The following is a 23,187-nucleotide window of genomic DNA, read 5'->3' on the forward strand; positions in this document are numbered from 1 at the left end:
CGGCGCGATCCAGCACTTGGCCGGTATGAAAGACTCCAAGGTGATCGTTGCGATCAACAAGGACGAAGAAGCGCCGATCTTCCAGGTGGCCGATTACGGCCTGGTGGCGGACTTGTTTGAAGCGGTTCCCGAGCTGAGCGGTAGCCTGTAAATGGGGCATGCAGGCGCGAACAGTTTCGCGCCTGCATGCCCCATGGCGATCAGGCGCCCAGGCTTTCGATGTCCCTGGCCAACATCACCAGTTGATGGGCCAGGGAGCTTTGCAGGGTGTCGGTCGGCAGTTGGAATTTCGGCGCGCCGCAGGTCAGGGCCATGATGCTGCCGTCGGCCAGGCGCAGCGGAACGCCTGCGGCGTTGACGTTGCGGTCCCACTCGCCGAGGGACAGGCAAAAACCGAACTCTTCATACTCGCGGAACGATTCGTTCAACGAGACCTCCAGGGCCGGCCATTCGTCACCGGCCTTCTTGGCAATTTCGCCGATCAGGTGGGCCCGCTCGTTTTCCGGGGTGGCGGCCAGGTAGGCGCGGCCTGCCGCAGTGGTGCTCAAGGGCAGGCGCACGCCGGCTTCCATGCGCAGGCTGGCCACGTCGGGTGGGCGGCAGCTTTCCACATAAATCATCGAGAGCCGGTCGCGGCAGGTGAGGCCAACGGTGGTGTTGGTGCGCCGGGCGAACTCGTCCATCAGCGGTTTGCCCAACTGGCGAACCCGCAGGTTGTTGACATAGGCATACCCCAGGGCCAGCACCCCGGAGTCGAGTTGGTATTTTTCCACGTCCTGGTTGTAGCTCAGGTAGCCAAGCTGCGTCAGGGTATAGGTCAGGCGCGAAACCGTGGGCTTGGGCAGCCCGGTAATCCGCGCAATGTCCTGGTTGCCCCGGGTGACGTTGCCGTGGGTGAACGCGCGCAACACTTCGAGACCCCGACTCAGGGCTTCGACGAATTTCCGGTCCTTGGGTTCGTTCTCGGGCGTTTCGATTTCTTCAGTCATGGAGGCTCATGTGGGCAGCGGGCAGGCAGTGGAAGAGGTTAGCCGATAATACCGGGCAGTGTGGGCAGTAATCGGCGTGATTTCAATGCAATGACTTAATAGTTGCGCAAAAAGGCAGCATAGCGGAATCCTGTTCCGCTAGTGATTCCATTGCACGACCCAGGACAGGGCAAGTAATACCGGGATGGCGATCAGCGCAAAGCGGCCATTCCAGGTGAGGACAATCGTCCACGGCAAGGTGCCTGCGGTACGCGCGAGGATCAGCACGGCGGGCCCAAAGGGCGAGAGCAGCATCGCCAGGGAGAAGGCACAGACCAGGCTGACGGCGGGCCCCAGGGGGTTGACACCAGCCGCCTGCAATTGGGCCAGCAAGCCGGCACAAATGCTCAGGGTAATAATCGGCGCAATGCCAACCAGCGCGAGCCCGACGATACCCAGCAGGGCCATGCATTGCAGCACAAATACCTGGGAGGCGCCGCCCAGCAGCGGCACCAGTTGATCCAGGGAAACCAGCTGATTGAACAGCGCGCCGAACAGCGCGGAACAACCAAAGATAAAGACCTCATTGCGCATGCCCGCCAGATGCTCGGCCAATTCGTCGTAGGCTTTGCCAGGGCTCTCAAGGAACAGCCAGCCACTGACCAGCAGCGGCACCACCACCAACGACGCTTGGGTGATGTTCAGCCAACTGAAGCTGGCCAGCGCGACAATCGTGCCGATGCCCAGGGCCGTGCCCAGGGCGAGCGGTGTGAGCGAGGCGGCGGGAATTTCTGGCGACTCATCCACCAGCGTCTGCAAATGGCGGTTTTCCGTGCGTGCGCCAATAAGCATCAGCAGCGCCGTGGCGATCACGCCGTAGGGCAGCAGGTCGGTCCAGGTCAGGCTGGGGACTTCACGGGTAATGATCGCCACGACAATGCTGGTTGGCGCGATTAACGGCACCAGGGCAAAGCCGCGAATGGCGGCGGTCAGCACGCCTCTCTGGCCATCGCGTTGGGCCGGGTGATCGGGGGCAAAGTGTTGCAGGTAACTGTGCAGGGTTGAACACATCAGGTTGAGCATGCCGAAACTGAGGATTGAGCCCAACCCGAGCGCCGCCAACAAGTAGCGCGGATAGAGCAGGGCCCGTGGTCCACGCAACAACACACGATGCACCTCACGCAGTGCCGGCAGGCGCTTGACCAGGCAACCCATCAGCCCCAGGCCGCCAATGAACGCCGCGTAATAGGCGGCCGCGCTGCTGATGCGCTGGACGGTGGGCAGGTCCAGTGGGGCCTTGACCAGCCATAGCGCGAGCAGCGCCAGCGTCGCCAGGCCCAGGCGCCGAGGATAGGGCATGAGCGACTGCCAGTGCCGGATAAAAAACAAACCGAACAGCAGCGCTGCGATCAGGCTGAACGCAGTGGTACGTGTGCCCAGGGCAATCAGTTCGCAGAGCAGGGCCAGTGGCAGCAGGCGTGTCAGCTTCACGCGGGCAGACGCCGCAGGCGGCTACGTTTGAACACCCCTTCGGCGCTGGCCAGCAGGTTGTCCTCGGCATCGAGCACATCACAAGCGGCCATGTAGATTTTCGGCCCGCCGCCCCGTACCCGGGCGATGACCCGTACCCGACTGCCCGCCGGGGCGGGGGCCATGTAGTTGATGTTCAGCGACAAGGTCAGGGACAAGCGCCATTGGGCCGGATCGACGTGCCAGGTGCCGCACATGCCCAGGGCCGAGTCGGCCATGGCCGCGATCACGCCGCCGTGCAGGTTGCCGGCCTGGTTGAGATGGTCGGGACGAATCTGCAGGGCGATGACCGTACGAGCCTGGCCATATTCAAGCAGATCAAGGCCCAGGTAAGCGGCAAAACCACTGAACAGCCCGATCAGGTCGGTTGCAGGCGATGTGGGGGTCATGGGGTGTTCTCTTCTTGTTATGGCGTGGCGCGTTTGCGGGCAGTGACCTTTTGGCCTGTACTTCCAAGTTCCGCAAAGTCGGTTTATTGATTGAAGTTGAGCCTGACAATATTTAATATCATAGTCAATATGGAATCTGGTTCTGCACAGCGAAACATTAATTCGGAGAAGACATGTTTTCACGTATCGGTGTGATAGGCAGTGGCGCCATGGGGCGTGGCATTGTTCAGGTGTTTGCGACGTCAGGCTGCGAGGTGCTGCTGTATGACGTGCGTCCCGAGGCAGTCGAGCAGGCGCTGAGCTTTAACAAGGACCTGTTGGCGCGCCAGGTGGCCAAGGGCAAGCTCAGCCCCGAGCAGTTGGAGCAGACCCTGGCGCGTATGCAGCCTGCCGCCAGCCTGGAAGCCTTGGCCGGTTGCGATCTGTTGATCGAAGCCATCGTCGAGAACCTGGAGGCCAAGCAAGGGCTGTTTCGCCAGTTGGAGGCCATCGTTGCGCAGAGCGCCGTGCTGGCGACTAACACGTCTTCGTTGTCCGTTACGCAGATCGCCAGCGGTTGCCAGCACCCTGAACGGGTTGCCGGGTTTCACTTCTTCAACCCGGTGCCGCTGATGAAGATCGTCGAGGTGGTGCGCGGTGAGCGTACCCAGGCGCAGGTGGTCGAGCGCTTGTGCGCGTTGGCCGAGACCGCGGGCCACTTTGCGGCGCAAACCCCGGACACGCCGGGTTTTCTGGTCAACCATGCCGGTCGCGCCTATGGCACTGAAGCCTTGCGCATCCTTGGCGAGAACATCGCCGATGTCGAGCAGATCGACCGCATCCTGCGCGATGGCCCGGGCTTTCGCATGGGGCCGTTCGAGTTGTTTGACCTCACCGGGCTGGATATTTCCCACGGGGTGATGGAGTCGATCTACGCGCAGTTTTATGGTGACCCCCGCTATACGCCTTCCTACCTGGCAGCCCAGCGCGTGGCCGCCGGTTTGCTGGGGCGCAAGAGTGACGGGCAGGGTTTCTACCGGTATGTCGACGGCCAACAGCTGCGTTCGCCCCCGCTCAAGCGCGCGGTGGTAGCGGTCGAGCGGGCCTTCTGGCTCGACAGCCAGGAGCTGCACGTGCGCGATGCAGTGGCAACCTTGCTCGCCGCTGGCGGGGCGAGGCTTGAAGAGGCCGCTCAACCACCGGCCAACGCGATCTGCCTGATTACCCCGTTGGGGGAAGATGCCAGCAGCATGATTGCGCGCCTGGGTTTACCGGCTGAGCGCACCCTGGCTCTGGACACCTTCTGCGATTTTTCCAAGCGCCTGGTGTTGATGCGCCAACCGGCGCTTGAGCCTGCGTTGGAAGCCCAGGCGGTACAGGCCCTCGGCAGCAGTGGCGTGCCGGTGGAAGTGATCAATGACTCGCCCGGTTTCATCATCCAGCGCGTGGTGGCCTGCGTGGCCAACCTGGGGGCGGAAATCGTCCAGCGGGGCATCGCCACCCCGGCCACCCTCGACCGTGCGGTGATGCTGGCGCTGGGTTATCCGCGCGGCCCGCTGGCCTTCGCCCAATTCTATGGCGCCGACAAGATCCTTGCGGTATTGCGCGGTATTCAAGGTTGTTATGAAGAACCGCGCTACCGCCCCAGCCCTTGGCTGCGTCGCCGGGTCCAACTGGGCCTGGGCCTGCAATCCCCTGATCATCCCTCTGCCGTGCAGGAGCAATAACCATGTCCGCTTATATCTATGATGGCCTGCGTACACCTTTTGGCCGCAGCGCCGGCGCCTTGGCCAGCGTGCGCCCCGATGACTTGCTGGGCGAAGTCATTCGTGCCCTGGTGGCGCGCAGCTCGTTTGCAGGCGCCGACTATGAAGACGTCGTGGCGGGGTGTGCCTGCCAGGCCGGTGAAGATGCGCGCAACGTTGCCCGCAATGCGGCATTGCTCGCGGGCTTGCCATTGACCACGGGGGGCTTGACTGTCAACCGCTTGTGCGGCTCGGGGCTGGCGGCGTTGCTGGATGTGAACCGGATGATCCGTTGCGATGAGGGCCAGTTGTTTATCGCTGGCGGCACCGAGAGCATGAGCCGTGCGCCGTTTGTCGTCGGCAAGAGCGAGGCGGCATTCTCCCGGGCCTTCCAGGTCTTCGACAGCAGCATCGGTGCGCGTTTTCCCAACCCGCTGATCGAGGCCGAATTCGGCGCCGACAGCATGCCGCAAACCGCCGATAACATTGCGCGCGACCTGGGTATCAGCCGGGCCGACAGTGATGCGTTCGCCGCGCGTAGCCAGGCGCTGTATGCCAAGGCGCTGGCCGAGGGTTTTTATGACGGGGAACTGATGTCGGTGTTGGTGCCACAAGGACGCAAGTTGCCGCCCAAGGAGGTACTGGCTGATGAGCACCCACGGCCGTCCACCGATGAGCCGGCGCTTGCCCGGCTGGGGGCGCTGTTCGACGACGGAGTGGTCACGGCGGGGAATGCCTCGGGGATCAACGATGGGGCGGCGGCGCTGATCGTTGGCAACCGTGCGATCGGTGAGCGGTACGGGGTCAGGCCTCGGGCACGGATCGTGGCCGGTGCGGTCGCGGGGGTTGCGCCCAGGGTGATGGGCCTGGGGCCGGTTCCGGCCATTGGCAAGGCCTTGGCGCGTGCCGGGCTCAGCCTGGCGGATATGGATGTGATTGAAATCAATGAAGCCTTCGCCACCCAGGTGCTGGGGTGCGCTAAAGAGTTGGGCCTGGCCTTTGACGATCCGCGTTTGAATGCCCAGGGCGGTGCGATTGCCATTGGCCATCCGTTGGGCGCCTCGGGTGCCCGCTTGGCCCTGACGGCCTTGCGGAGCCTGGAGCGCCAGCAAGGGCGCTACGCGCTGGTGAGCCTGTGCATTGGGATTGGCCAGGGCATTGCCTGTGTGATCGAACGGCTTGACTGAAGCCACCCCATACAAGTGTGGGAGCGGGCTCGCGATAGCGGTGGTTCAGCCGACATATTCAGTGACTGATCCACCGCCATCGCAGGCAAGCCAGCTCCCACAGGGGAACGCAGCTTCGCGCTCTGGTTCTGCTTTTAAACGACCTCGAACAACCCCGCAGCCCCTTGCCCGCCGCCGATGCACATGGTCACCACCACATATCTGGCGCCGCGCCGTTTGCCTTCGATCAGGGCATGGCCGGTCAGGCGTGAGCCGGTGACGCCATAAGGATGGCCGATGGAGATGGAGCCGCCGTTGACGTTCATCTTGTCTAGAGGGATGCCCAGCTTCTCGCGGCAGTAGATCACCTGCGAGGCGAAGGCTTCATTGAGTTCCCACAAGTCGATATCGTCGACGTTCAGGCCGTTGCGCTTGAGCAGGCGGGGGATGGCGTAGACCGGGCCGATGCCCATCTCGTCCGGCTCGCAACCGGCCACGGCAAAACCGCGAAAAATGCCCAGTGGCTCGAGGTTGTTGCGTTCGGCATACAGACTGTCCATGACCAGGCACACCGACGCCCCGTCAGACAGCTGGCTGGCATTGCCCGCCGTAATGAATTGCCCGGCACCGCGCACCGGCTCCAGCAAGGCCAGGTTGGCCAGGGTGGTGGAGGGGCGGTTGCACTCGTCCTGCGTCAGGGTTACCGCCTGTTCACTGACCTCGCCGCTGTGTTTGTCCTTGACCAGCATGTGGGTGCTGAAGGGCACAATCTCCTCATCAAACAAACCTGCGGCCTGGGCGGCGGCGGTGCGCTGTTGGCTGAGCAGGGCGTATTCGTCCTGGGCCTCGCGGCTGATGTGGTAGCGCCGGGCAACGATGTCGGCGGTTTCAATCATCGACAGGTAAAGCTCGGGTTTGTGTTCCCGCAGCCACGGGTTCTGCCTGCGATCGGTATTGAGCTTGTCGTTTTGCAGCAGGCTGATGGATTCCACGCCGCCGGCAATCATCGCCGGGACTTTCTCCGACACGATACGTTGGGCCGCGAGGGCAATGGCTTGCAGGCCCGAGCTGCAAAAGCGGTTGATCGACAACCCCGCCGTGGCGCTGGACAGCCCGCCACGAATGGCGGCCAGGCGCGCCATGTTCTTGCCCTGGGCGCCTTCATGAAACGTCGCACCGAGGATCACATCTTCAATCAACCCCGGATCAATCCCGGCCCGGGCCACGGCGTGCTGGATCACATGCCCGGCCAGGTCGATGCTGTGGGTGTTGTTCAGGGCGCCCCGGTAGGATTTGCCGAGGGCGGTACGCGCGGTGGAGACAATAACGGCGTCAGACATCAATCAGTTTCCTGTGCCAGTACTGGTGGGGGCGTGGGCGGCCCATTCTTCATCCTGCAACTGGCGCCATAGCAGTTTGCCGGCGCCTGATTGCGGCAGATGCTCGCGAAACTCAATAGTGGCGGGGACTTTATAGGCCGACATATTGGCCTTGCACCACTCGATGATGTCGTCGGCCTTGGTGCCCTGTCGCTCGGGGTGCAGGGTCACCAGGGCTTTGACGGCCTCCCCGCGGCGTGCGTCGGGGGAGGAAATGACGCAGCACTGCTTGATCGCCGGATGGCGGTACATCAGGCTTTCGACTTCCGAAGGCCAGACCTTGTAGCCGGAGGCGTTAATCATTCGCTTGATCCGGTCGACCATGAAGAAGTAGCCGTCTTCGTCGTAGTAACCGAGGTCGCCGGTGCGCAGGAAACGTTTACCTTGCAGTTCGATAAAGGCTTTTTCGGTGTCGTGCGGGAGCCGCCAGTAGCCTTTGAAAATTTGCGGGCCGTGGCAGACAATTTCCCCTACCTCATGGGGCGCCAGTTCCAGGCCAGTCGTACTGTCGATAACGCGCGAGTCCACGTCGAACGCCGGAATACCCAGGCATTGGGATTTGCTGCGTGCCTTGGGGTTCATATGGGTCGCTGCCATGGTTTCGGTCATGCCGTAACCTTCGATGTAGTCCAGGCCCAATAGTTGTTTGAGCTTGTTCTTGACCGGCCCGGGCATCGCCGCACCGCCACCGCCAATGTAATCGAGGCTGGACAAGTCATAGCGATCGAGCCCTTCCTGGGTCAGGAAGTCCACGGCCATGGTGACGATATTGGACCAGTTGCTGACGCGATAACGCTGCATCAACTGCGCGGCAACTTCGCGGTTCCAACGGGTCATGACCACCACACAGGCACCACTGAAAATCGGCCCGTTCATCGACGACTGCATGCCGGCGACATGGAACAGCGGCAGGGTGGTCAGGACCACATCTTCACAAGTGCGGTTAGTCCAGGCCTGGCGATGCACGGTCGTCGCCATCACTGAGGCATGGGTGTGCAGGCAGCCCTTGGGCACGCCGGTGGTGCCGGAGCTGTAAGGCATTACGCAGTGATCGTCAGCGCCACTGAGGTGCGGGCCAGGCTGTTGGCCACAATCGAGTGCGGCCTGCCAGCGCACCACGCCAGGCAACGTCGCGGTTTCCACCGCAACGAGCAACTCGGGCGGCAGGGGCAGGTCGGTGGGCTGGCGCAGGTATTGGCAATAAGCGGTGGTCAGCACCTGGCGCAGCTTGAAGCGGCCGAGCAGCGGCGTGACAAAAGGCGCCAGATCCTGAGCGCAGACAACGATCTCGCCGTCAGTATCTTGCAGGTAGTGTTCCAGTTCGCTGGCGCGGCTCATGGGGTTGAGCGGTACCACCATGGCGTCGGCGCGCAAGGCGGCGTAGTAAGTGATGATGAATTGAGGCGAGTTCTGCATGAACAGCAGCACCCGGTCGCCACGCTTGATCCCTTGGGACTGGAAATACCCGGCCAGTCGCTCGACCTCATCGAGCAACTGGGCGTAGGTGATGAGGGTGTCGTAGTAAATGATCGCGGTCTTTTGCGGATAACGCCGGGCAGCGATCTCCAGGTTACAGAAAAGACTGGTGTCCGGCAGTGTCAGGTGGTGGGGCGCACCCTCCGGCCAATGGGGCAGGTGACGATTGAACATTCTAAAACCCTGTTGTTATGAGTCTGGGTTAATCGATATGCGGACGGTATGGCGGGTGCCATCTCGCTGGAGATTTGCATGCAATGCTGCGAAATGTCAAATATATGGAATTATATTTCGCTGTGCGGAATTATTGATTGGCTTTTCGTAAGGCCAGGAAGTCTGCGGGTCGCTTGTCGAAGAATGCCGCAATTCCCTCGCCAGCCTCATCGTCCCCCATGGACTCCACCATATGGGTGGCCTCCAGTTCCAACTGCTGCTCCAGGGTTGCGCTGCTGGCCTGACGGCACAGGGCCTTGATCCGCGCCATTGCCCGCTGTGGGCCTGCGCCAATCCGGGTTGCCAGCGTGATGGCCGCCGCGAGCGCTTCACCGGGCTCGACCAGGGTATTCACCGCACCCATGGCATGCAGGCGTTCACCGCTGATCCGCTCACCTGTCAGGCACAGTTGCGTCAGTACCTGGCGCGAGACAAATTCGGCGAGAAACGCCGTGGCGCCGCCATCCGGGGTGAGGCCAACCTTGACGTAGGCCACCGAAAACGAAGCATTGCGGGCCACTACCAGCAGGTCGCACGCCAGTGCAATCGACAGGCCGGCCCCGGCTGCTGCACCTTCGACGGCGGCGATCACCGGTTTGCTGCAGGTGTGGATCGAGCGGATCAGGTCATGCAGGCCTTCAAGGTTGACCCGTCGCGCCGCCGGCGTCATGGTCCGGCGTAATGCCAGCCGATGCAGATCGCCGCCGGCGCAGAAATGGCCGTCAACACCGGTCAACACCACGGCGCCAATCGCCGGATCCGCCTCGGCCCGGGTCAGGGCCTGGGGTAATGCGCCATAGAACTCGGGCGTGAGGGCGTTACGTGCGCCGGGGTTGTTATTGGACAGCACTAGAACGGCACCTTCGCGGTGCACAAGAATCGGTTCACGCATGGTTTCACCTGTTGTGCTCGGCGGCTGATTATCCGAAGGATTATCGGAAGGCAAAGCTTCATTGACAATCACAGCCCTGATTGACAGGCTGTTCAAAATTCTTTGACAGTGGCCGCCTATGGACCTCAAGTCGCTTACCTTGCTGGTCGAAATCATCGATGCAGGCAACCTCAGTGAGGCCGCACGGCGCCTCAAGGTCAGCCGGGCCAACATCAGCTACCACCTCAGCCGCCTGGAACAGTCAATCGGTTTGCAACTGGTACGGCGTACTACGCGCCGCATCGAGCCGACCGAGATCGGTCTGCGCCTGTATGAGCATGGGCGAGCCATCCGCAATGAGCTGCTGGCGGCGCAAGAGTCGGTCTCTTCACTGGGGCAGAGCCTGCAGGGCCGGGTGCGTGTGAGCGTCCCGAGCGGGTATGGGCAATGGGTCATGGCCGACTGGCTACTCGATTTCAAGCGGCTTTACCCCGGGATCGTGCTGGACGTGATGTTTGAAAACCGTGTCGAAGACCTGATGCGCGATGAAGTGGATATCGCGGTACGGGTCATGTCCGAGCCGCCGCAAAACCTGGTGGCGCGGGACATGGGCGTGTTGCGCTACGTGGCCTGCGCTTCTGCGGCCTACGCCCAGGAGCATGGTGTGCCCGAGCAACTCAGCGACTTGCGCACCGCGCCGCTGATTACGGCGGCGGTGGTTGGCCGGCAATTGCGGGTCGCCGCTTACCTGGACGAGGAGCGTCATGAGGTCCTGCTGGAGCCCACCCTGATTTCGGAGAACTTTCTGTTCTTGCGCCAAGCCGTCTTGGCCGGGTTGGGCGTCGGGCTGGTGCCGGACTACCTGGTGCAGGATGACGTGCGCCAGGGCACGCTGGTGACCGCCCTGGATGCCTGGCGGCTGAGCATCTTCGGCACCAACATGTATATGCTCTATATGCCTGATCACCATCACACCCGTGCGACCTCGACCTTCATCGACTTCATGCTCGCCCGGGCCAGAACCACGGAGGTAGACTGCGCCCCATGTCCATCCAGCACGCACTCCTGACCTCACTCCTGGAAAAGCCCTCCACGGGGTATGAGTTGGCCAATCGGTTCGACCGCTCCATCGGCTATTTCTGGCAAGCCACCCATCAGCAAATCTATCGTGAGCTGGGCCGTATGGTCAGCGCCGGCTGGCTCGTGGCGCAAGATGGCCCTGAGGATGACAAGCGGCGCAAAAAAATCTACCAGGTGCTGCCTGCGGGGCGCGCCGAGTTGATGCGCTGGGCGGGCGAGCCGCAAGAAGCGGGGGACCAGAGCCAGGCATTGCTGATCAAGCTGCGTGCCGAGGCGGTGATTGGCCCGCTGGGCCTGGGGGCTGAGGTCCAGCGCCTGATCAAGCAGCATCAGGCCCTGCTTGAGACGTATCGGCAGATTGAACAGCGCGACTTTTCATCTGCCTCGTTGAGCACCACACAGCGCCTGCAATACATAGTGCTGCGACGTGGAATCATGCTCGAAGAAAGCTGGCTGGCCTGGGCGGATGAGGTATTGCCGTTGATTGAGGTGTGAGGCCAGGCAGGGTTCGACTTCATCCACCGCCAATCCCCTTGTGGGAGCTGTCGAGCCCCGGCGAGGCGGCGATGGCGGCGGCACAGGCACTGAAGAGGTCACCTGCCCCGCCGTTATCTGAGGTCCAAGCGTTTGCGTGAGGCTTGATACTCACCCTTGAGCCGCTCGATCAGCTTGCCGGCCGGCAGTACCGACTTGACGGCGCCCACGCCCTGGCCTGCCCCCCAGATATCTTTCCAGGCCTTGGCCCCTTCACCGGTGCCGAAATTCATTTTTGAAGGGTCGGACACTGGCAGTTCATCTGGGTCCAGACCGCTGTTGGCGATGCTTTGGCGCAGGTAATTGCCATGCACACCGGTGAACAGGTTGGAGTAGATGATGTCGTCGGCCGAACTCTCGACAATCATTTGCTTGTAGGCAGATTGGGCATGGGCTTCTTCAGTGGCGATGAACGCCGAGCCGATATAGGCCAGGTCAGCGCCTGCCGCCTGGGCGGCGAGAATCCCATTACCGTGTGAAATGGCCCCCGAAAGCAGCAGCGGGCCGTCGAACCATTCACGAATTTCCTGGATAAGCGCAAAAGGCGAAATTTTCCCCGCATGCCCTCCAGCCCCCGCAGCCACGGCAATCAGGCCGTCGGCGCCTTTCTCAATGGCTTTTCTGGCGAAGGTATTGTTGATCACGTCGTGCAGCACGATGCCGCCGTAGGCGTGTACCGCCTCATTCACATCCACCCTCGCACCCAGCGAGGTGATGATGATTGGGACTTTATATTTGGCGCACAGTGCCAGGTCATGTTCGAGCCGATCATTGGACTTGTGCACGATCTGGTTGACCGCAAACGGCGCAGAGGGCTTATCCGGATGCAGGGCATCGTACGCGGCCAACTCGGTCGTGATTTGTTTCAGCCAATCCTCCAATACCGGCGCCGGTCGTGCATTCAGCGCGGGGAATGAACCCACTACGCCGGCCTTGCATTGGGCGATCACCAACTGAGGGCTGGAAATGATAAACAGCGGCGAACACACCACTGGAATCGAAAGACGGCCTTGCAAAACAGCAGGGAGAGACATAGCGGCTCCAATCGGATCGGGTGTCGGATACCCGGCGAGGAGAAATTAGCAGGGTGAATTTTAATATGCAACTGGTTGCATAGTTGCTGCCCTGGCCGCTACCCGCAAGCAATGTATTTGCTGTTCTATGGTAAACGCTCCATAAACCCGACATTTGCCCGTCACACCCCGTACTACATAACAAACACACCTTTTCATGCAGGTTTCCAAAACGTTACGCACAGCTCCTGCGTTGCGCCTCTCTCTGTAAGTCAATATCGTTTGCCGTGTGTGAGATAAGCCTCTGATCCCAACACTGCAAAGGAATGCCTTATGAGCAAAAACACGAAAAAGACCTCCGGCAAGATGGCCACATTGGCCGCCGAAACCCTGAATAATCCAAACGCCTCAGCCATCGCCAAAAGCCTGGCTGCCTCGGCGTTGGCTCAACGTGGTACGGATAAGCAGACCAGTGCACAGATGGAGGAAAAAGCTGGAAAGACGCTTCAGAGCGATAAGTACAGCGAGCAGACAAAAGCCCTTGCTGCCTCCGTGCTCTCCCAATCCAATAAAGAGCGGGGAAGCTGAGTGGCGACCAGGCTGTCGCTCCCAGAAGCTGTTGAGGGGCAGCGTGCAGGCCATGGTCTCCGAATGGGGTGAGCCCCGTCGCGGCTGTCAGCTCAAGCGCTCAGCCGCTTTACGATAAACCTGGTCCCGTTCACGTTTATCAACAGCGACTACAACCACGGTAACTTCCTGATCAATCACCTGATAGACCAAGCGATAACCGCTGCTGCGCAGTTTGATTTTGTAGCAGTCGGGCAAACCGTGCAGGCGGTTGGTTTCAATGCGCGGATTGGTCAGGATTTCTCCCAGCTTTTTCTTGAGCTGCTGGCGTACGGTATCCCCTAGTTTTTGCCACTCCTTCAGCGCTCGTGCATCGAACTCAAGGCTATAGGTCATCCAATGAAACCTTCACGCGTTGAGGCGCCGCCAACCTCTCTCGTACGGTTGCCATCAGTGCCTCGTCATCCTCAGTCATCAAGACTGGTTTGAAGGGCAACTGACCACGCTCTGCCACATACTGCAGAGCCTGGCGCATCAGTTCGGAAGGCGTGACACCGAGTTTTTCCAGTTCACGATAAGCGCGTGCCTTAAGGTCGTCGTCGATACGGATATTGATAGAGGCCATGCTGTTGGTTCCCGATGTAATGACGTTGGTCATTACAATGGGCTGGGATGAGCTTTTTGACAAGTATTCCTCGACGTTTGACCGAGTATGGCGCTTACCATGAATGGGCAATCTTACTGCGGCTCGGCTTGGTCAGCATTCCATCAGCTGTAACTGATTTTTAAGATGTGTGATACGTCGAGGGCGTTTGGTTGCTGGGGTTTTGTTGGCCCGCCTGGCAGGGCTGTTCTATGCTGAGTTTATGTGTCCAATTCTTACGGACGGGAGATGGGTATGAATAACGAACCCAAGCCACGCGATGACTCGGCGCAGGAGCGCGCGCGGCAGCTTCGCGAAGAAGAGAAACCGCAGACCTGGAAGCACCCGGATGATGGGACGGAACTGTCCGAGCGCGACCAGGAGCGCCCACTTAAGCCCTGACGTCAACGATGGGCCCAGCGTTCACCCGGCTATCGGCGTACACAACTCCACCAGCGTGCCATCCGGGCAGCGCACATAAGACACCACCTGGCCCCAGGGCTTGCTGCTCGGTGCCGAGAGTTCGCTGGCGCCTGCGGCCAGCGCCTTGGCGTGGGCGGCCGGCACGTCAGCGGTCACCAATCCCAACTCCATGCCCAGCGGTTGCTTCGAGGTATGAGCGGCAACGTGCCCGCCCTTGAAATTCATTTCCCCCAACTCATGGGCGGCGAAGGCCAGGGTAGTGCCCCCGGTTTCCAACTCGCCATAGGTCCCTGATTCATGCAGAAAGCGTCGGCTGAAGCCAAAGGCCTGTTCAAAAAACTGCAGCGACGCGGCAACGTCCGGGACGTAGACGATGGTGTAGGCGAATTTCATGGCTCAGCGCTCCGTGCTTGAAAAAGTGGCTATTTAGAGGGGGGACAACGGGCTCGTCAACCTGCCGATACCAGCAGCGCCGTGGGAAACCCCGACGCCAAGACCAGGTACGCCACAATGGCGGCCAGGCACAGCCCGACAAATACCCGCAGCAGTGTCCTGGCGGTTGGGTGGGCGATGAACCTGATACTCCAGATACACAGCCCGGCCATCAGGATGGCCAGGGCAAGAATGACCAGCACAAGGGGTGTTCTCGGTTGCCATGGAAGCTGATTTATAGTCCCAAACCCGTCGGTTGGATAGTCGGCGCATAGACGCAGGCCCCGCTGTGTTCCTAAACTGCCGGCAGTCTTGGGCTGTAGGGCGTTTGTCATGAATCGCAATGAATTACGCAAGGCCGACATCAACCTGATGGTGGTCTTTGAAACGCTGATGCTTGAGCGCAACGTGACACGGGCGGCGGAGAAGCTGTTTCTCGGCCAGCCGACGATCAGTTCGGCCCTCAACCGCCTGCGCACGTTGTTCAACGACCCGCTGTTTATCCGCGTCGGCCACCGCATGGAACCCACGGCGCGGGCCGAGGAACTTATCCTGCATCTGTCGCCGGCCCTGGACTCGCTGTCGGCGGCGTTGAGCCTGACCCATGATTTCGACCCGTCTGTCAGCACCATGACCTTTCGCATCGGCCTGTCCGATGACGTCGAGTTCGGCCTGTTGCCGCCGCTGCTGCGGGCCCTGCGCAGCGAAGCGCCGCAGGTGGTGTTTGTGGTGCAGCACGTTGATTACTGGCGGATTCCCGATTTGCTGGCCTCTGGCGATATCACGGTCGGCATCACCCAGACGCGCGGCCTGCCGGCCAATGCCAAGCGCAAGTTGTTGCGCCATATCCGCCCCAGCGTGTTGCGCGCCGATGCCTCGGACCAGCCGTTGAGCCTCGACGAATACTGCGCGCGGCCCCATGTACTGGTGTCCCACACCGCCAACATCACGGGTTTTGCCGATGAGTGGCTGGCGCAGATCGGTCGCCAGCGGCACGTGGTGTTATCCGTGCCGCAATACAGCGCCTTGCCGGCACTGCTGGCCGGCACCGATATGATCGCCAGCCTGCCGGATTACACGGCCCAGGCCATGGCTGCGGCAGGCAGCCTGTTTTGTGAGCCGCTCCCGTTCGATACGCCGACCCTGGACCTGTCCATGGTCTGGCTCAGCCATGTGGACAGCGACCCGGCCGAACGTTGGATGCGTGCGCGGCTGGAGGCGTTTATGGGGGGTGAAGTGGCAAGCTAGTGCGACACCTCTCTTGCCGCTTAACTCCCACCCACCGCCGCCACCACCTGCTCCCGAAACCACGCATTGGCGCTTTCCTGCTCGCTGGCCTCGTTCCACTGCATATCCAGGGTAAACCCCGGCAGGCCGTTGGGCGCTTCGCAGTGGCCGAACTGCGGTTCCACGGCCAGTAGCTGTTGCACGCGCCGGGGCAGGGTGACGATAAAGTCGGTGCCGGCAATCATCTTCAGTGCCGCGCTGTAGCTGTTGGCCCGGGCGATGACCTGGCGCTTGTGGGCCTGGCGGGCCAGCCAGCCGTCGATCATGTTGGTGTCCGAGGTCCAGGGCGTGGGGAACACATGGCGCCGGGCGACGAAGGATTGCAGGCTGAACGCCGGCTCCCGTGGGGCGGCGTGTTTGTCGAAGACGCAGACCAGGTCGTCTTCGAGCAGCATCTGGGTCCTGAGGTCCTTGTGCTCACGATGAAAGTGCGGGCCGAAGCAGATCACCAGGTCCAGGCGCCCGTCGCGCAGGGCCTCGACGGGAATCTCGGTTTCCAGCTTCTGGACGTTGACGATCACCGGCAGGTCGGCGTGATCGAAGTTTCTCAACAGCCTGGGCAGGATCAGTTGCTCGAAATATTCGGGCGCGCAGAGGTTGAAGGTGACGGCTTTTTGCGTGGGGTCGAAGGCCTGGGCGCCCGCGTGGCAAAGGTTGATGCTTTCGAGGATTTTCTGCACATGCCCGTACATGGTGCTGGCTTTGTAGGTCGGGCGCATGCCGGCGCGGGTATTGATAAACAGATCATCTTCAAAGCTAGTGCGCAGTTTCTTGAGGCTGTAACTGACCGTGGACTGGCTGACAAACAGGGTTTCGGACACATCGGTGACGCTGCTTTGCTCATACACAGCGACAAACACCATCAGGTCCTGCATATCGAGCTTTCTAAGCAAGTTGCTGTTTAGCATTCGTTCCGTCCATGGGCCTGTTGCGCGACCGCAGCGCAAACAAGGCAAAATGTTAACGGAACGCTCGTGCCAATAGAAAGGTCTGTCGGACCTTTCTATGTCTACTGTGGGACAGATACTGTTTGGAATACGACGCCCCTAGCGGATATGCCGTGCATAGTGGCGCGGGTCGAAGCGCAGGACCATCAGCAGCATCACCACCACCACCGCGGTGAGCGACCACCAGGCCCACTCGAAACTGCCCAGTTGGTCGCGGATCACTCCGGCAATCAGCGGCGATATGCCGGCAATCAGGTAGCCGATGCCCTGCACGAACGCCGTCAGGCCACCGGCGCGGCGCGGGTTGTCCAGATGGTCGAGGCACAGGATCAGGCTCATCGGGAACAGCCCGCCAATGCCCAGGCCCAGCAGGCATGGCCACAGTAAGGTGAGGTGCTGTGGGGAGAGGATCAGGCCGCAGAAGCCGGCGATGATCAGCACCAGCAGCACGGCAACCACGCTGCGTTTGTCCTGGCGCCGATTGGCAATGGCCGGGGTGAGCAGCCCGGAGACCACCTCCATGGCGGTCAGGAAGCCCAGCAGCAGGCCGGCATTCTGTGCGCTCCAGCCTTGCTCGACGTAGTACGGCGCCAGCCACGCCAGTACGCAGGTGTAGGACGCGGTACCAAGGCCGAAAAAAATCGCCAGCAACCACGCGCGGCGATTGCCAAAAAAGGACGCCTGCGCGTCGGCACCGGTTTGGGGCAGGGGAGGGAACGCCGCGCGCTGGGCGGACCAGAACAGCAGCGCCACTACGGCGAGCACCGCCCAGATCGCCAGGCCGATGCGCCAACTGCCGGTCTGCACCTGGATGAACGGCGAGAACGACGCCGCCAATGCCGCGCCGCCCATGATCGCGGTGACGTACAGGCCCATGAACAGCGAAACGTTGTCACTAAAGCGCGACTTGATCAACGCGGGCAGCAACGCCTGGATCAGCGCAATGCCCACGCCGGCGGCGATGGCGCTGAGGATCAACTCGGCGGCGGAGTCGAGAAACAGCCGCGACAGGGTGGCGAAGCCAATCAGCACCAGCGCCAGCACGATGCTGCGATGCTCGCCAAAGCGTTTGCCCAGGCCGATGCCGAAGAACATCGCCAAGCCCATGGCCATCACCGGCAACATGGTCAGCAACGACGCGGCGCTGAAACTCAGCGGCACCTCGCCGCGGATCGACGACAACAAAGGCCCCACCGCCGCCATGGACGGCCGCAGGTTGAGGGCCACCAGCACGACGCTGATCATCAGCCAGAGGGCGGTGGTGGGTTTGGCGTGGACGTTTTCCATGGGCGGGCCTTGAGCGGACAAGGCTGCTATTAGGCGGCTGAGCAGGGCAGGGAGCAAATGAAAAAGTCGCAGGGGGTATTGAAAAACTGCCCCTGCAGGCGCCGGCAAGCCGGCTCCTGCAGGGGGGTGTCAGTAGCCTACGGTAAAGCGCTGGCGCGAATGCTTCGGGGTGTCCACTTCATCGATCAACGCAATGGCGAAGTCGGCAAAGCTGATCCAGCTGCGGCCCTCGCTGCTTACCAATAGGTCATCCTGGCCCAGGCGGAATGCGCCGGTGCGCTCGGTCTCGACAAACTCTGCCGAGGGCGAAAGGAAGGTCCAGTCCAGCGCCTTTTCCTGGCGCAAGGTCTCGAGGAACACCGCGCCAGCACTGGCTTCGGCCTTGTATTCGGCAGGGAAACCTTCGCTGTCGATGACCCGCCCACCGCCCGGCAACAGCAGCGAACCCGCACCGCCCACCACCAGCAGACGCGGCACACCAGCCTGTTTGACCGGCCCGATCACGGCGGCAGCGGGCAGGGTGGAAAAATGCGCGGCGCTGATCACCACATCGCTGCCGCTGATGGCCTGTTGCAGGGCATTGGCGTCCAGGGCGTCGGCCTGTTTGACGGTCAGGCCGGGGCGCGCGGCGAGAGCTGCGGTGTTGCGTGCGATGGCCGTGACCGTGTGGCCGCGACGCAGGGCTTCTTCCAGCAGTTGGCTGCCGGCACGGCCGGTGGCACCAATAATTGCGATTTTGCTCATGACGTTCTCCAGTGCGGTAAGGGTTGGATCAATTCACCACTGCATTTCGCCCTTGGCGACTTTGGCGCTCAGTTCCAGGGAGCTTTCATCGGCCAGGTTCGGGTAGCGTTTTTGCATGGCTGCGATCAGGGCGGCGGAATCCTTGGCCTTGGCGGTTTCTAGGTCGAACGCCTTGATGTAGTCGGCCGTGAAGGCGACGGATTTGACCGAAGGCGTGCCCAGGTAGTGGCCGGGGACCACGGTGACCGGCTTGAGTTTTTCGATACGTTGCAGGGTGTCCAGCCAATCGGCATGGGATTGCGCGCCCTGGGTGTCGGCCATCCACAGGTGGATGTTTTGCGAGACCACCACACCGCCGACCACGGCCTTGATCGATGGGATCCAGACGAAGCTGCGATCGGGCTGCGGGCCGTCCAGGCCGATGACTTCCAGCGATTGCCCTTCAAGCGTCAGGCGATGGCCTTCGAGCACTTGGGGAATAAGGGTGTTGGCGGGTTTATCGGCGCCCATTTTCGGGCCCCAATAGGCGATTTTTCCGGCAACGGTGGCCTTGATATGCTCGACCACTGGCTGCGGTGCGAGGATCTTGGCCTGTGGGAAGGCGCGGGCCAGGGTGTCGAGGCCGAAGTAGTAATCCGGGTCGCCATGGCTGATATAGATGGTGGTCAGCTGTTTGCCGCTGGCGCGGATCTTCTGCACCAGTTGCTCGGCCTGGCCCTTGCCGAACTGCGCGTCCACCAGGATCGCGTCTTTTTCGCCGCTGACCAGCACCGAGCTGACGGGGAAGATCGCCGCTTCACCCGGGTTGTACACGTCGAGGGTGAGGTCGGCGGCGGCGGCGTGAGCGGCAAAGCCGAGTACGGTGGTGGCCAATACAAAACGCTTGAGGGTGGTGAGCATGTGCAGGTCCAGGTCAGAGGGGCCTTGGCAGGCGATGAACAGAGCTTAGTTGCACTGAACGCAGCAAAAAATGCGATGCTGGAACATAGTTTGTTTCTAAAACCGGGCAAATCATGGATCGTCTTCAAGCAATGCGGGTGTTTGTCACGGTGGTCGACCTGGGCAGCCAGTCGGCGGCCGCCGATCATCTGGACCTGTCGCGCCCGGTGGTGTCGCGCTATCTGGCGGAGCTGGAGGACTGGGTCGGCGCACGCCTGATGCACCGCACCACGCGCAAGCTCAGCCTGACCGCCGCCGGCAGCGAAACCCTGCCGCGCTGCCGGCAGATGCTGGAATTGTCCTGCGACATGCAGGCCGCCGTCAGCGAACCGGACGACGCGCCCCGGGGCCTGGTGCGCCTGAGCGTCAGCACTTCGTTTGGCCAGGCGCAACTGGCCGAAGCGATGGCCGAGTACGTCAAGCGCTACCCGCTGGTGTCCATTGACCTGCAAATGCTCGACCGCACGGTGAACCTGGTGGATGAGCGCATTGACCTGGCGATCCGCACCAGCAACGACCTGGACCCCAACCTGATAGCGCGGCACCTGACCGTATGCCGCTCGGTGATCTGCGCATCGCCCGGCTATCTGCTGCAACACCCGCAACCCCGGCGGGTAGAAGAGCTGGCGGGGCACAACTGCCTGACCCATTCCTACTTTGGCAAAAGCCTGTGGCATTTCGAGGAGAACGGCGAACCCGTGTCGGTGCCGGTGCACGGCAATATCAGCGCCAATGAGGCCAGCACCTTGCTGCGCGTGACCCTGGCCGGGGCCGGGGTGGCGATGTTGCCCACCTATCAGGCCGGCGACTACATCCGCAGCGGCCAGTTGATCCGCCTGCTGCCCCAGGCCGAGCCCCGGCAGATGAACATGTACGCGGTGTATGCCTCGCGCAAGCACATGCCCCAGGCGTTGCGCAGCCTCTTGGATTTTTTGGTCGTGTGGTTCCCGCCAGAGCCACAATGGGATGCAGGGTTATAGGCCCGATAAGGTGCCTGAATACCTGTCAAAACTGGCAACTCTTCCTGGCTGGCCTATGCTTAAGACAGCACCTTCTTGATCTGTCCGGAGGTCACCGCCATGACGATCAAAACCAGAAAGTACCTGAAGATTTTCACCCTCTGTGCCTTGGCCACGGCCCTCTACGGCACCGCCGTCTACCGCGCCGAACAGGCCCGCCTGCAACCCGGCATGGCCGCTGCCTGCAACCATGGGCAATGCACCTACTCGGCGACCCTGAGCGACTTGCGCTGACTAGGCGGGTGTGGGGTCACCCCGCATTCAGCTGTTCGCGAAACGCCTTGGGTGAAAACCCCACGCGCCGGCGAAACAGCCGCGAAAAGTTCGTCGGATCAGAGAACCCCAACACGTCCGACATCTCATTGATGGTCATGCTGGTGTAGGTCAAAAGGCGCTTGGCCTCCAGCAATTGGCGGTCGTGCATGATCTGCAAGGCCGGCTGCCCGCCCAGTTCGCGGCAGGTGCCGTTGAGGTGCGACACCGAGATCCCCAGCGTGTGCGCCAGGTCTTCGATCTTTGGGTGTTCACGGTAGTGCTGCTCCACCAACTGGGTGAAGCGCCGAAAATACTCAAGGCTGCGTGGCGCCCGTGGATGGCGGCGCTGGATGGCCTGGCGGCTGATCCACACCAGCAGCACGCTGACCAGGGCGTGCAGCATCATGTCCCGGGCCGGGAGGTCGTCGTTGTATTCGTCCTGCAGCCGTGCGAACAGGCTGTTGAGGTAGTCACTGTCCTCGCCCGCCGGGTAACTGCCCAGGGTGCTCAAGCCGTCTACCGCCGAGCCCAGTTGACCTTGTAGATGTGCCACCAGCGGCGCGGCCAGTGTCACCACAAACCCTTGCACATCCTCGGCAAACCGAAACCCATGCACGCATAACGGCGGCAGCACTTGCAGGGTCGATTCGGTCAGCGTCGTGCGCTGGCCTTCGATCTCCAGTTGCGCCTGGCCCTTGTACACATAGAGCAATTGGCACAGGTCGGCATGCCGGTGGGGTTGGATTTCCCACTGGTACTCGCGGCTGCGCCGGGAGATGGTCTCGCAATGCAACAAATCCGGGGTCGGCCACTGTTGGCTTTCTCCGTAGAGTTTGAACACTGGAATCGCGGGACTGGCATTTTTGGTCATGGTTTCAATCCGATACTCAGGACAGTGGTTCGGTAATCGCCCCAATTGGCGAAAAGCGCAGGTTTTGGCTCAGTTTTCACCTTCTGGTAATGGCCGCTCAAGGGAAAAATGCCAGCACCAAATCCAATGACAACGCTTTCACCGATAACGTTCGGGGGAAGCAGGCGGGCCATAAAAATAATGAAAACCCTGAAAACCCAAGTCGCCATCATCGGCGCCGGTCCTGCGGGGCTGTTGCTCGGTCAATTGCTGCACAACGCGGGGATTGAAACCCTGATCCTTGAGCGCCAGGCCCCGGACTATGTCCTTGGGCGCATTCGTGCCGGGGTGCTGGAGCAGGGCATGGTCGACCTGTTGCGCCAGGCGGGCGTCAGCCAGCGCATGGACGCCGAGGGCCTGGTGCATGAAGGCTTCGAGCTGGCCCTGAATGGACGCTTGCAACATATCGACCTGAAAGCCCTGACCGGCGGCCAGACCGTGATGATCTACGGCCAGACCGAAGTCACCCGCGACCTGATGGCCGCCCGCGCGCAGGCCGGCGCGATCACCCTGTATGAAGCGCGCAATGTTCAGCCCCACGACCTCAAGGGCGAGCGGCCCTGGCTGACCTTCGAGCACCAGGGGCAGCCGGTGCGCCTGGACTGCGACTATATCGCCGGGTGCGACGGTTTCCATGGCGTGGCGCGCCAGTCGATTCCCGCCGGGGTGCTCCAGACCTTCGAGCGGGTCTACCCGTTCGGCTGGCTGGGCCTCCTCGCCGACACCCCGCCGGTCCACGGGGAGCTGGTATACGCCAAGCACCCGCGCGGCTTCGCCCTGTGCAGCATGCGTTCGCCCAGCCGCAGCCGTTATTACCTGCAGGTGCCGGCCGAGGAGTCGCTTGATGCGTGGTCCGACCAGCGCTTCTGGGATGAACTCAAGGCGCGCCTGCCCGATGAGTTGGCGGCGCAATTGGTGACCGGGCCGTCGATTGAAAAGAGCATCGCCCCGCTGCGCAGTTTTGTGGTGGAGCCGATGCAGTACGGGCGCCTGTTCCTGCTGGGGGACGCCGCCCATATCGTGCCACCTACCGGTGCCAAGGGCCTGAACCTGGCGGCCAGCGATGTCAGCACCTTGTTCACTATCTTGCGCAAGGTGTACCGGGAAGGGCGCGTGGAGTTGCTGGAGCAATACTCACAGATCTGCCTGCGGAGGGTCTGGAAGGCCGAGCGGTTTTCCTGGTGGATGACCTCGATGTTGCACCCGTTTCCCGAGGCCGATGGCTTCAGCCAGCGCATTGCCCAGAGCGAGCTGGAGTATTTTGTCGAGTCTGAGGCGGGGCGCAAAACTATTGCAGAAAATTACGTCGGACTTCCTTACGAGGCTATCCAATAGCGGGCTATCGAGTAAGCTGTCGGGCATTGCCACGGGGCTCTTTTCCCGTGGGCCTT

The 23,187-nt window shown here is 61.7% G+C and carries 26 protein-coding genes and 1 pseudogene; 11 read left to right on the forward strand and 16 right to left on the reverse strand.

Going from position 1 to position 23,187, the window contains the following annotated elements:
- Positions 1-151 (forward strand): annotated as a pseudogene (locus AO268_RS04685) (electron transfer flavoprotein subunit alpha/FixB family protein); the annotation flags it as partial.
- Between the two features lie 49 nt (positions 152-200).
- Here the strand turns inward: AO268_RS04685 and AO268_RS04690 are convergent.
- From AO268_RS04690 to AO268_RS04700, 3 genes are all read right to left on the reverse strand, one after another.
- Complete coding sequence (locus tag AO268_RS04690; RefSeq protein ID WP_076962491.1) at positions 201-989, reverse strand: IclR family transcriptional regulator; 789 nt, start codon at positions 987-989, stop codon at positions 201-203.
- Between the two features lie 138 nt (positions 990-1,127).
- Positions 1,128-2,459: a hypothetical protein gene (locus AO268_RS04695; RefSeq protein ID WP_257154341.1), complete on the reverse strand. Its 1,332-nt coding sequence runs from the start codon at positions 2,457-2,459 to the stop codon at positions 1,128-1,130.
- Positions 2,456-2,887 (reverse strand): PaaI family thioesterase, encoded by a 432-nt coding sequence (locus AO268_RS04700; protein ID WP_099168013.1) that lies wholly within the window; start codon positions 2,885-2,887, stop codon positions 2,456-2,458. Before AO268_RS04700 ends, AO268_RS04695 begins: the two co-directional genes overlap by 4 nt.
- A gap of 173 nt (positions 2,888-3,060) precedes the next feature.
- Here AO268_RS04700 and AO268_RS04705 point away from each other — a divergent pair, with 173 nt between their 5' ends.
- Together AO268_RS04705 and AO268_RS04710 are read left to right on the forward strand one after the other, a co-directional pair.
- Positions 3,061-4,593, forward strand: coding sequence for a 3-hydroxyacyl-CoA dehydrogenase (locus AO268_RS04705; protein ID WP_099168014.1), 1,533 nt, complete (start codon positions 3,061-3,063; stop codon positions 4,591-4,593).
- A 2-nt stretch (positions 4,594-4,595) separates the two neighbouring features.
- Positions 4,596-5,798, forward strand: coding sequence for a 3-oxoadipyl-CoA thiolase (locus tag AO268_RS04710; RefSeq protein ID WP_099168015.1), 1,203 nt, complete (start codon positions 4,596-4,598; stop codon positions 5,796-5,798).
- Between the two features lie 134 nt (positions 5,799-5,932).
- On the opposite strand, the gene AO268_RS04715 is transcribed toward AO268_RS04710, so the two are convergent.
- The 3 genes from AO268_RS04715 to AO268_RS04725 all read right to left on the reverse strand — a co-directional run bounded on the left by AO268_RS04715 (position 5,933) and on the right by AO268_RS04725 (position 9,737).
- Positions 5,933-7,117, reverse strand: a complete 1,185-nt coding sequence (locus AO268_RS04715) for an acetyl-CoA C-acyltransferase (RefSeq protein ID WP_099168016.1) — start codon at positions 7,115-7,117, stop codon at positions 5,933-5,935.
- 3 nt (positions 7,118-7,120) lie between these two features.
- Positions 7,121-8,806, reverse strand: a complete 1,686-nt coding sequence (locus AO268_RS04720; protein WP_099168017.1) for a long-chain-fatty-acid--CoA ligase — start codon at positions 8,804-8,806, stop codon at positions 7,121-7,123.
- Positions 8,807-8,936: 130 nt separating this feature from the next.
- Positions 8,937-9,737 carry an oxepin-CoA hydrolase, alternative type gene (locus AO268_RS04725; protein WP_099168018.1) on the reverse strand — a complete coding sequence of 267 codons (801 nt, stop codon included), beginning with the start codon at positions 9,735-9,737 and terminating at the stop codon, positions 8,937-8,939.
- Positions 9,738-9,855: 118 nt separating this feature from the next.
- On the opposite strand from AO268_RS04725, the gene AO268_RS04730 reads away from it, so the two are divergent.
- Positions 9,856-10,785 carry a LysR family transcriptional regulator gene (locus AO268_RS04730; protein WP_076962484.1) on the forward strand — a complete coding sequence of 310 codons (930 nt, stop codon included), beginning with the start codon at positions 9,856-9,858 and terminating at the stop codon, positions 10,783-10,785.
- Positions 10,761-11,291, forward strand: coding sequence for a PadR family transcriptional regulator (locus tag AO268_RS04735; RefSeq protein WP_076962483.1), 531 nt, complete (start codon positions 10,761-10,763; stop codon positions 11,289-11,291). The genes AO268_RS04730 and AO268_RS04735 overlap by 25 nt, the downstream gene beginning before the upstream one ends.
- A 113-nt stretch (positions 11,292-11,404) precedes the next feature.
- Here AO268_RS04735 and AO268_RS04740 read toward each other — a convergent pair whose 3' ends face one another.
- The gene (locus tag AO268_RS04740; RefSeq protein ID WP_076962482.1) at positions 11,405-12,364 is read right to left on the reverse strand and encodes an NAD(P)H-dependent flavin oxidoreductase; all 960 of its coding nucleotides are present in this window, start codon (positions 12,362-12,364) and stop codon (positions 11,405-11,407) included.
- 312 nt (positions 12,365-12,676) lie between these two features.
- Between AO268_RS04740 and AO268_RS04745 the strand changes: the two genes are divergently transcribed.
- The gene (locus AO268_RS04745; RefSeq protein WP_076962481.1) at positions 12,677-12,931 is read left to right on the forward strand and encodes a hypothetical protein; all 255 of its coding nucleotides are present in this window, start codon (positions 12,677-12,679) and stop codon (positions 12,929-12,931) included.
- A gap of 87 nt (positions 12,932-13,018) precedes the next feature.
- Here the strand turns inward: AO268_RS04745 and AO268_RS04750 are convergent, their stop codons facing one another.
- Both AO268_RS04750 and AO268_RS04755 read right to left on the reverse strand, forming a co-directional pair.
- The gene (locus tag AO268_RS04750) at positions 13,019-13,306 is read right to left on the reverse strand and encodes a type II toxin-antitoxin system RelE family toxin (protein WP_076962480.1); all 288 of its coding nucleotides are present in this window, start codon (positions 13,304-13,306) and stop codon (positions 13,019-13,021) included.
- Positions 13,296-13,535, reverse strand: coding sequence for a type II toxin-antitoxin system RelB/DinJ family antitoxin (locus AO268_RS04755; RefSeq protein WP_076962558.1), 240 nt, complete (start codon positions 13,533-13,535; stop codon positions 13,296-13,298). Before AO268_RS04755 ends, AO268_RS04750 begins: the two co-directional genes overlap by 11 nt.
- A 273-nt stretch (positions 13,536-13,808) precedes the next feature.
- On the opposite strand from AO268_RS04755, the gene AO268_RS32645 reads away from it, so the two are divergent.
- Entirely contained in the window at positions 13,809-13,955 is a 147-nt protein-coding gene (locus AO268_RS32645; protein ID WP_162843705.1) for a hypothetical protein, read from the forward strand.
- 21 nt (positions 13,956-13,976) lie between these two features.
- On the opposite strand, the gene AO268_RS04760 is transcribed toward AO268_RS32645, so the two are convergent.
- Positions 13,977-14,369 carry a VOC family protein gene (locus AO268_RS04760; protein WP_076962479.1) on the reverse strand — a complete coding sequence of 131 codons (393 nt, stop codon included), beginning with the start codon at positions 14,367-14,369 and terminating at the stop codon, positions 13,977-13,979.
- 56 nt (positions 14,370-14,425) lie between these two features.
- Complete coding sequence (locus AO268_RS04765; RefSeq protein WP_032863543.1) at positions 14,426-14,611, reverse strand: hypothetical protein; 186 nt, start codon at positions 14,609-14,611, stop codon at positions 14,426-14,428.
- Positions 14,612-14,741: 130 nt separating this feature from the next.
- Between AO268_RS04765 and AO268_RS04770 the strand changes: the two genes are divergently transcribed.
- The gene (locus tag AO268_RS04770; protein ID WP_076962478.1) at positions 14,742-15,656 is read left to right on the forward strand and encodes a LysR substrate-binding domain-containing protein; all 915 of its coding nucleotides are present in this window, start codon (positions 14,742-14,744) and stop codon (positions 15,654-15,656) included.
- 20 nt (positions 15,657-15,676) lie between these two features.
- Here AO268_RS04770 and AO268_RS04775 read toward each other — a convergent pair whose 3' ends face one another.
- From AO268_RS04775 to AO268_RS04790, 4 genes are all read right to left on the reverse strand, one after another.
- Entirely contained in the window at positions 15,677-16,603 is a 927-nt protein-coding gene (locus AO268_RS04775) for a LysR family transcriptional regulator (protein WP_076962477.1), read from the reverse strand.
- A gap of 138 nt (positions 16,604-16,741) precedes the next feature.
- Positions 16,742-17,929 (reverse strand): cyanate transporter, encoded by a 1,188-nt coding sequence (locus tag AO268_RS04780; protein WP_099168019.1) that lies wholly within the window; start codon positions 17,927-17,929, stop codon positions 16,742-16,744.
- A gap of 129 nt (positions 17,930-18,058) precedes the next feature.
- Positions 18,059-18,673 (reverse strand): NAD(P)-dependent oxidoreductase, encoded by a 615-nt coding sequence (locus AO268_RS04785; protein WP_099168020.1) that lies wholly within the window; start codon positions 18,671-18,673, stop codon positions 18,059-18,061.
- A gap of 33 nt (positions 18,674-18,706) precedes the next feature.
- Positions 18,707-19,573 (reverse strand): MBL fold metallo-hydrolase, encoded by an 867-nt coding sequence (locus AO268_RS04790; RefSeq protein WP_099168021.1) that lies wholly within the window; start codon positions 19,571-19,573, stop codon positions 18,707-18,709.
- A 113-nt stretch (positions 19,574-19,686) separates the two neighbouring features.
- On the opposite strand from AO268_RS04790, the gene AO268_RS04795 reads away from it, so the two are divergent.
- Positions 19,687-20,592: a LysR family transcriptional regulator gene (locus tag AO268_RS04795; RefSeq protein WP_099168022.1), complete on the forward strand. Its 906-nt coding sequence runs from the start codon at positions 19,687-19,689 to the stop codon at positions 20,590-20,592.
- 99 nt (positions 20,593-20,691) lie between these two features.
- Positions 20,692-20,865 carry a hypothetical protein gene (locus AO268_RS32650; RefSeq protein ID WP_162843704.1) on the forward strand — a complete coding sequence of 58 codons (174 nt, stop codon included), beginning with the start codon at positions 20,692-20,694 and terminating at the stop codon, positions 20,863-20,865.
- A 16-nt stretch (positions 20,866-20,881) separates the two neighbouring features.
- Here AO268_RS32650 and AO268_RS04800 read toward each other — a convergent pair whose 3' ends face one another.
- Positions 20,882-21,757 (reverse strand): helix-turn-helix domain-containing protein, encoded by an 876-nt coding sequence (locus AO268_RS04800; protein ID WP_076962472.1) that lies wholly within the window; start codon positions 21,755-21,757, stop codon positions 20,882-20,884.
- A 189-nt stretch (positions 21,758-21,946) separates the two neighbouring features.
- Between AO268_RS04800 and pobA the strand changes: the two genes are divergently transcribed.
- Entirely contained in the window at positions 21,947-23,131 is a 1,185-nt protein-coding gene (gene pobA / locus AO268_RS04805; RefSeq protein ID WP_169898398.1) for a 4-hydroxybenzoate 3-monooxygenase, read from the forward strand.
- Positions 23,132-23,187 lie beyond the last annotated feature (56 nt).

It is taken from the genome of Pseudomonas sp. ICMP 8385, from assembly GCF_002699915.1.
GTDB classification, from domain to species: Bacteria; Pseudomonadota; Gammaproteobacteria; order Pseudomonadales; family Pseudomonadaceae; genus Aquipseudomonas; species Aquipseudomonas gessardii.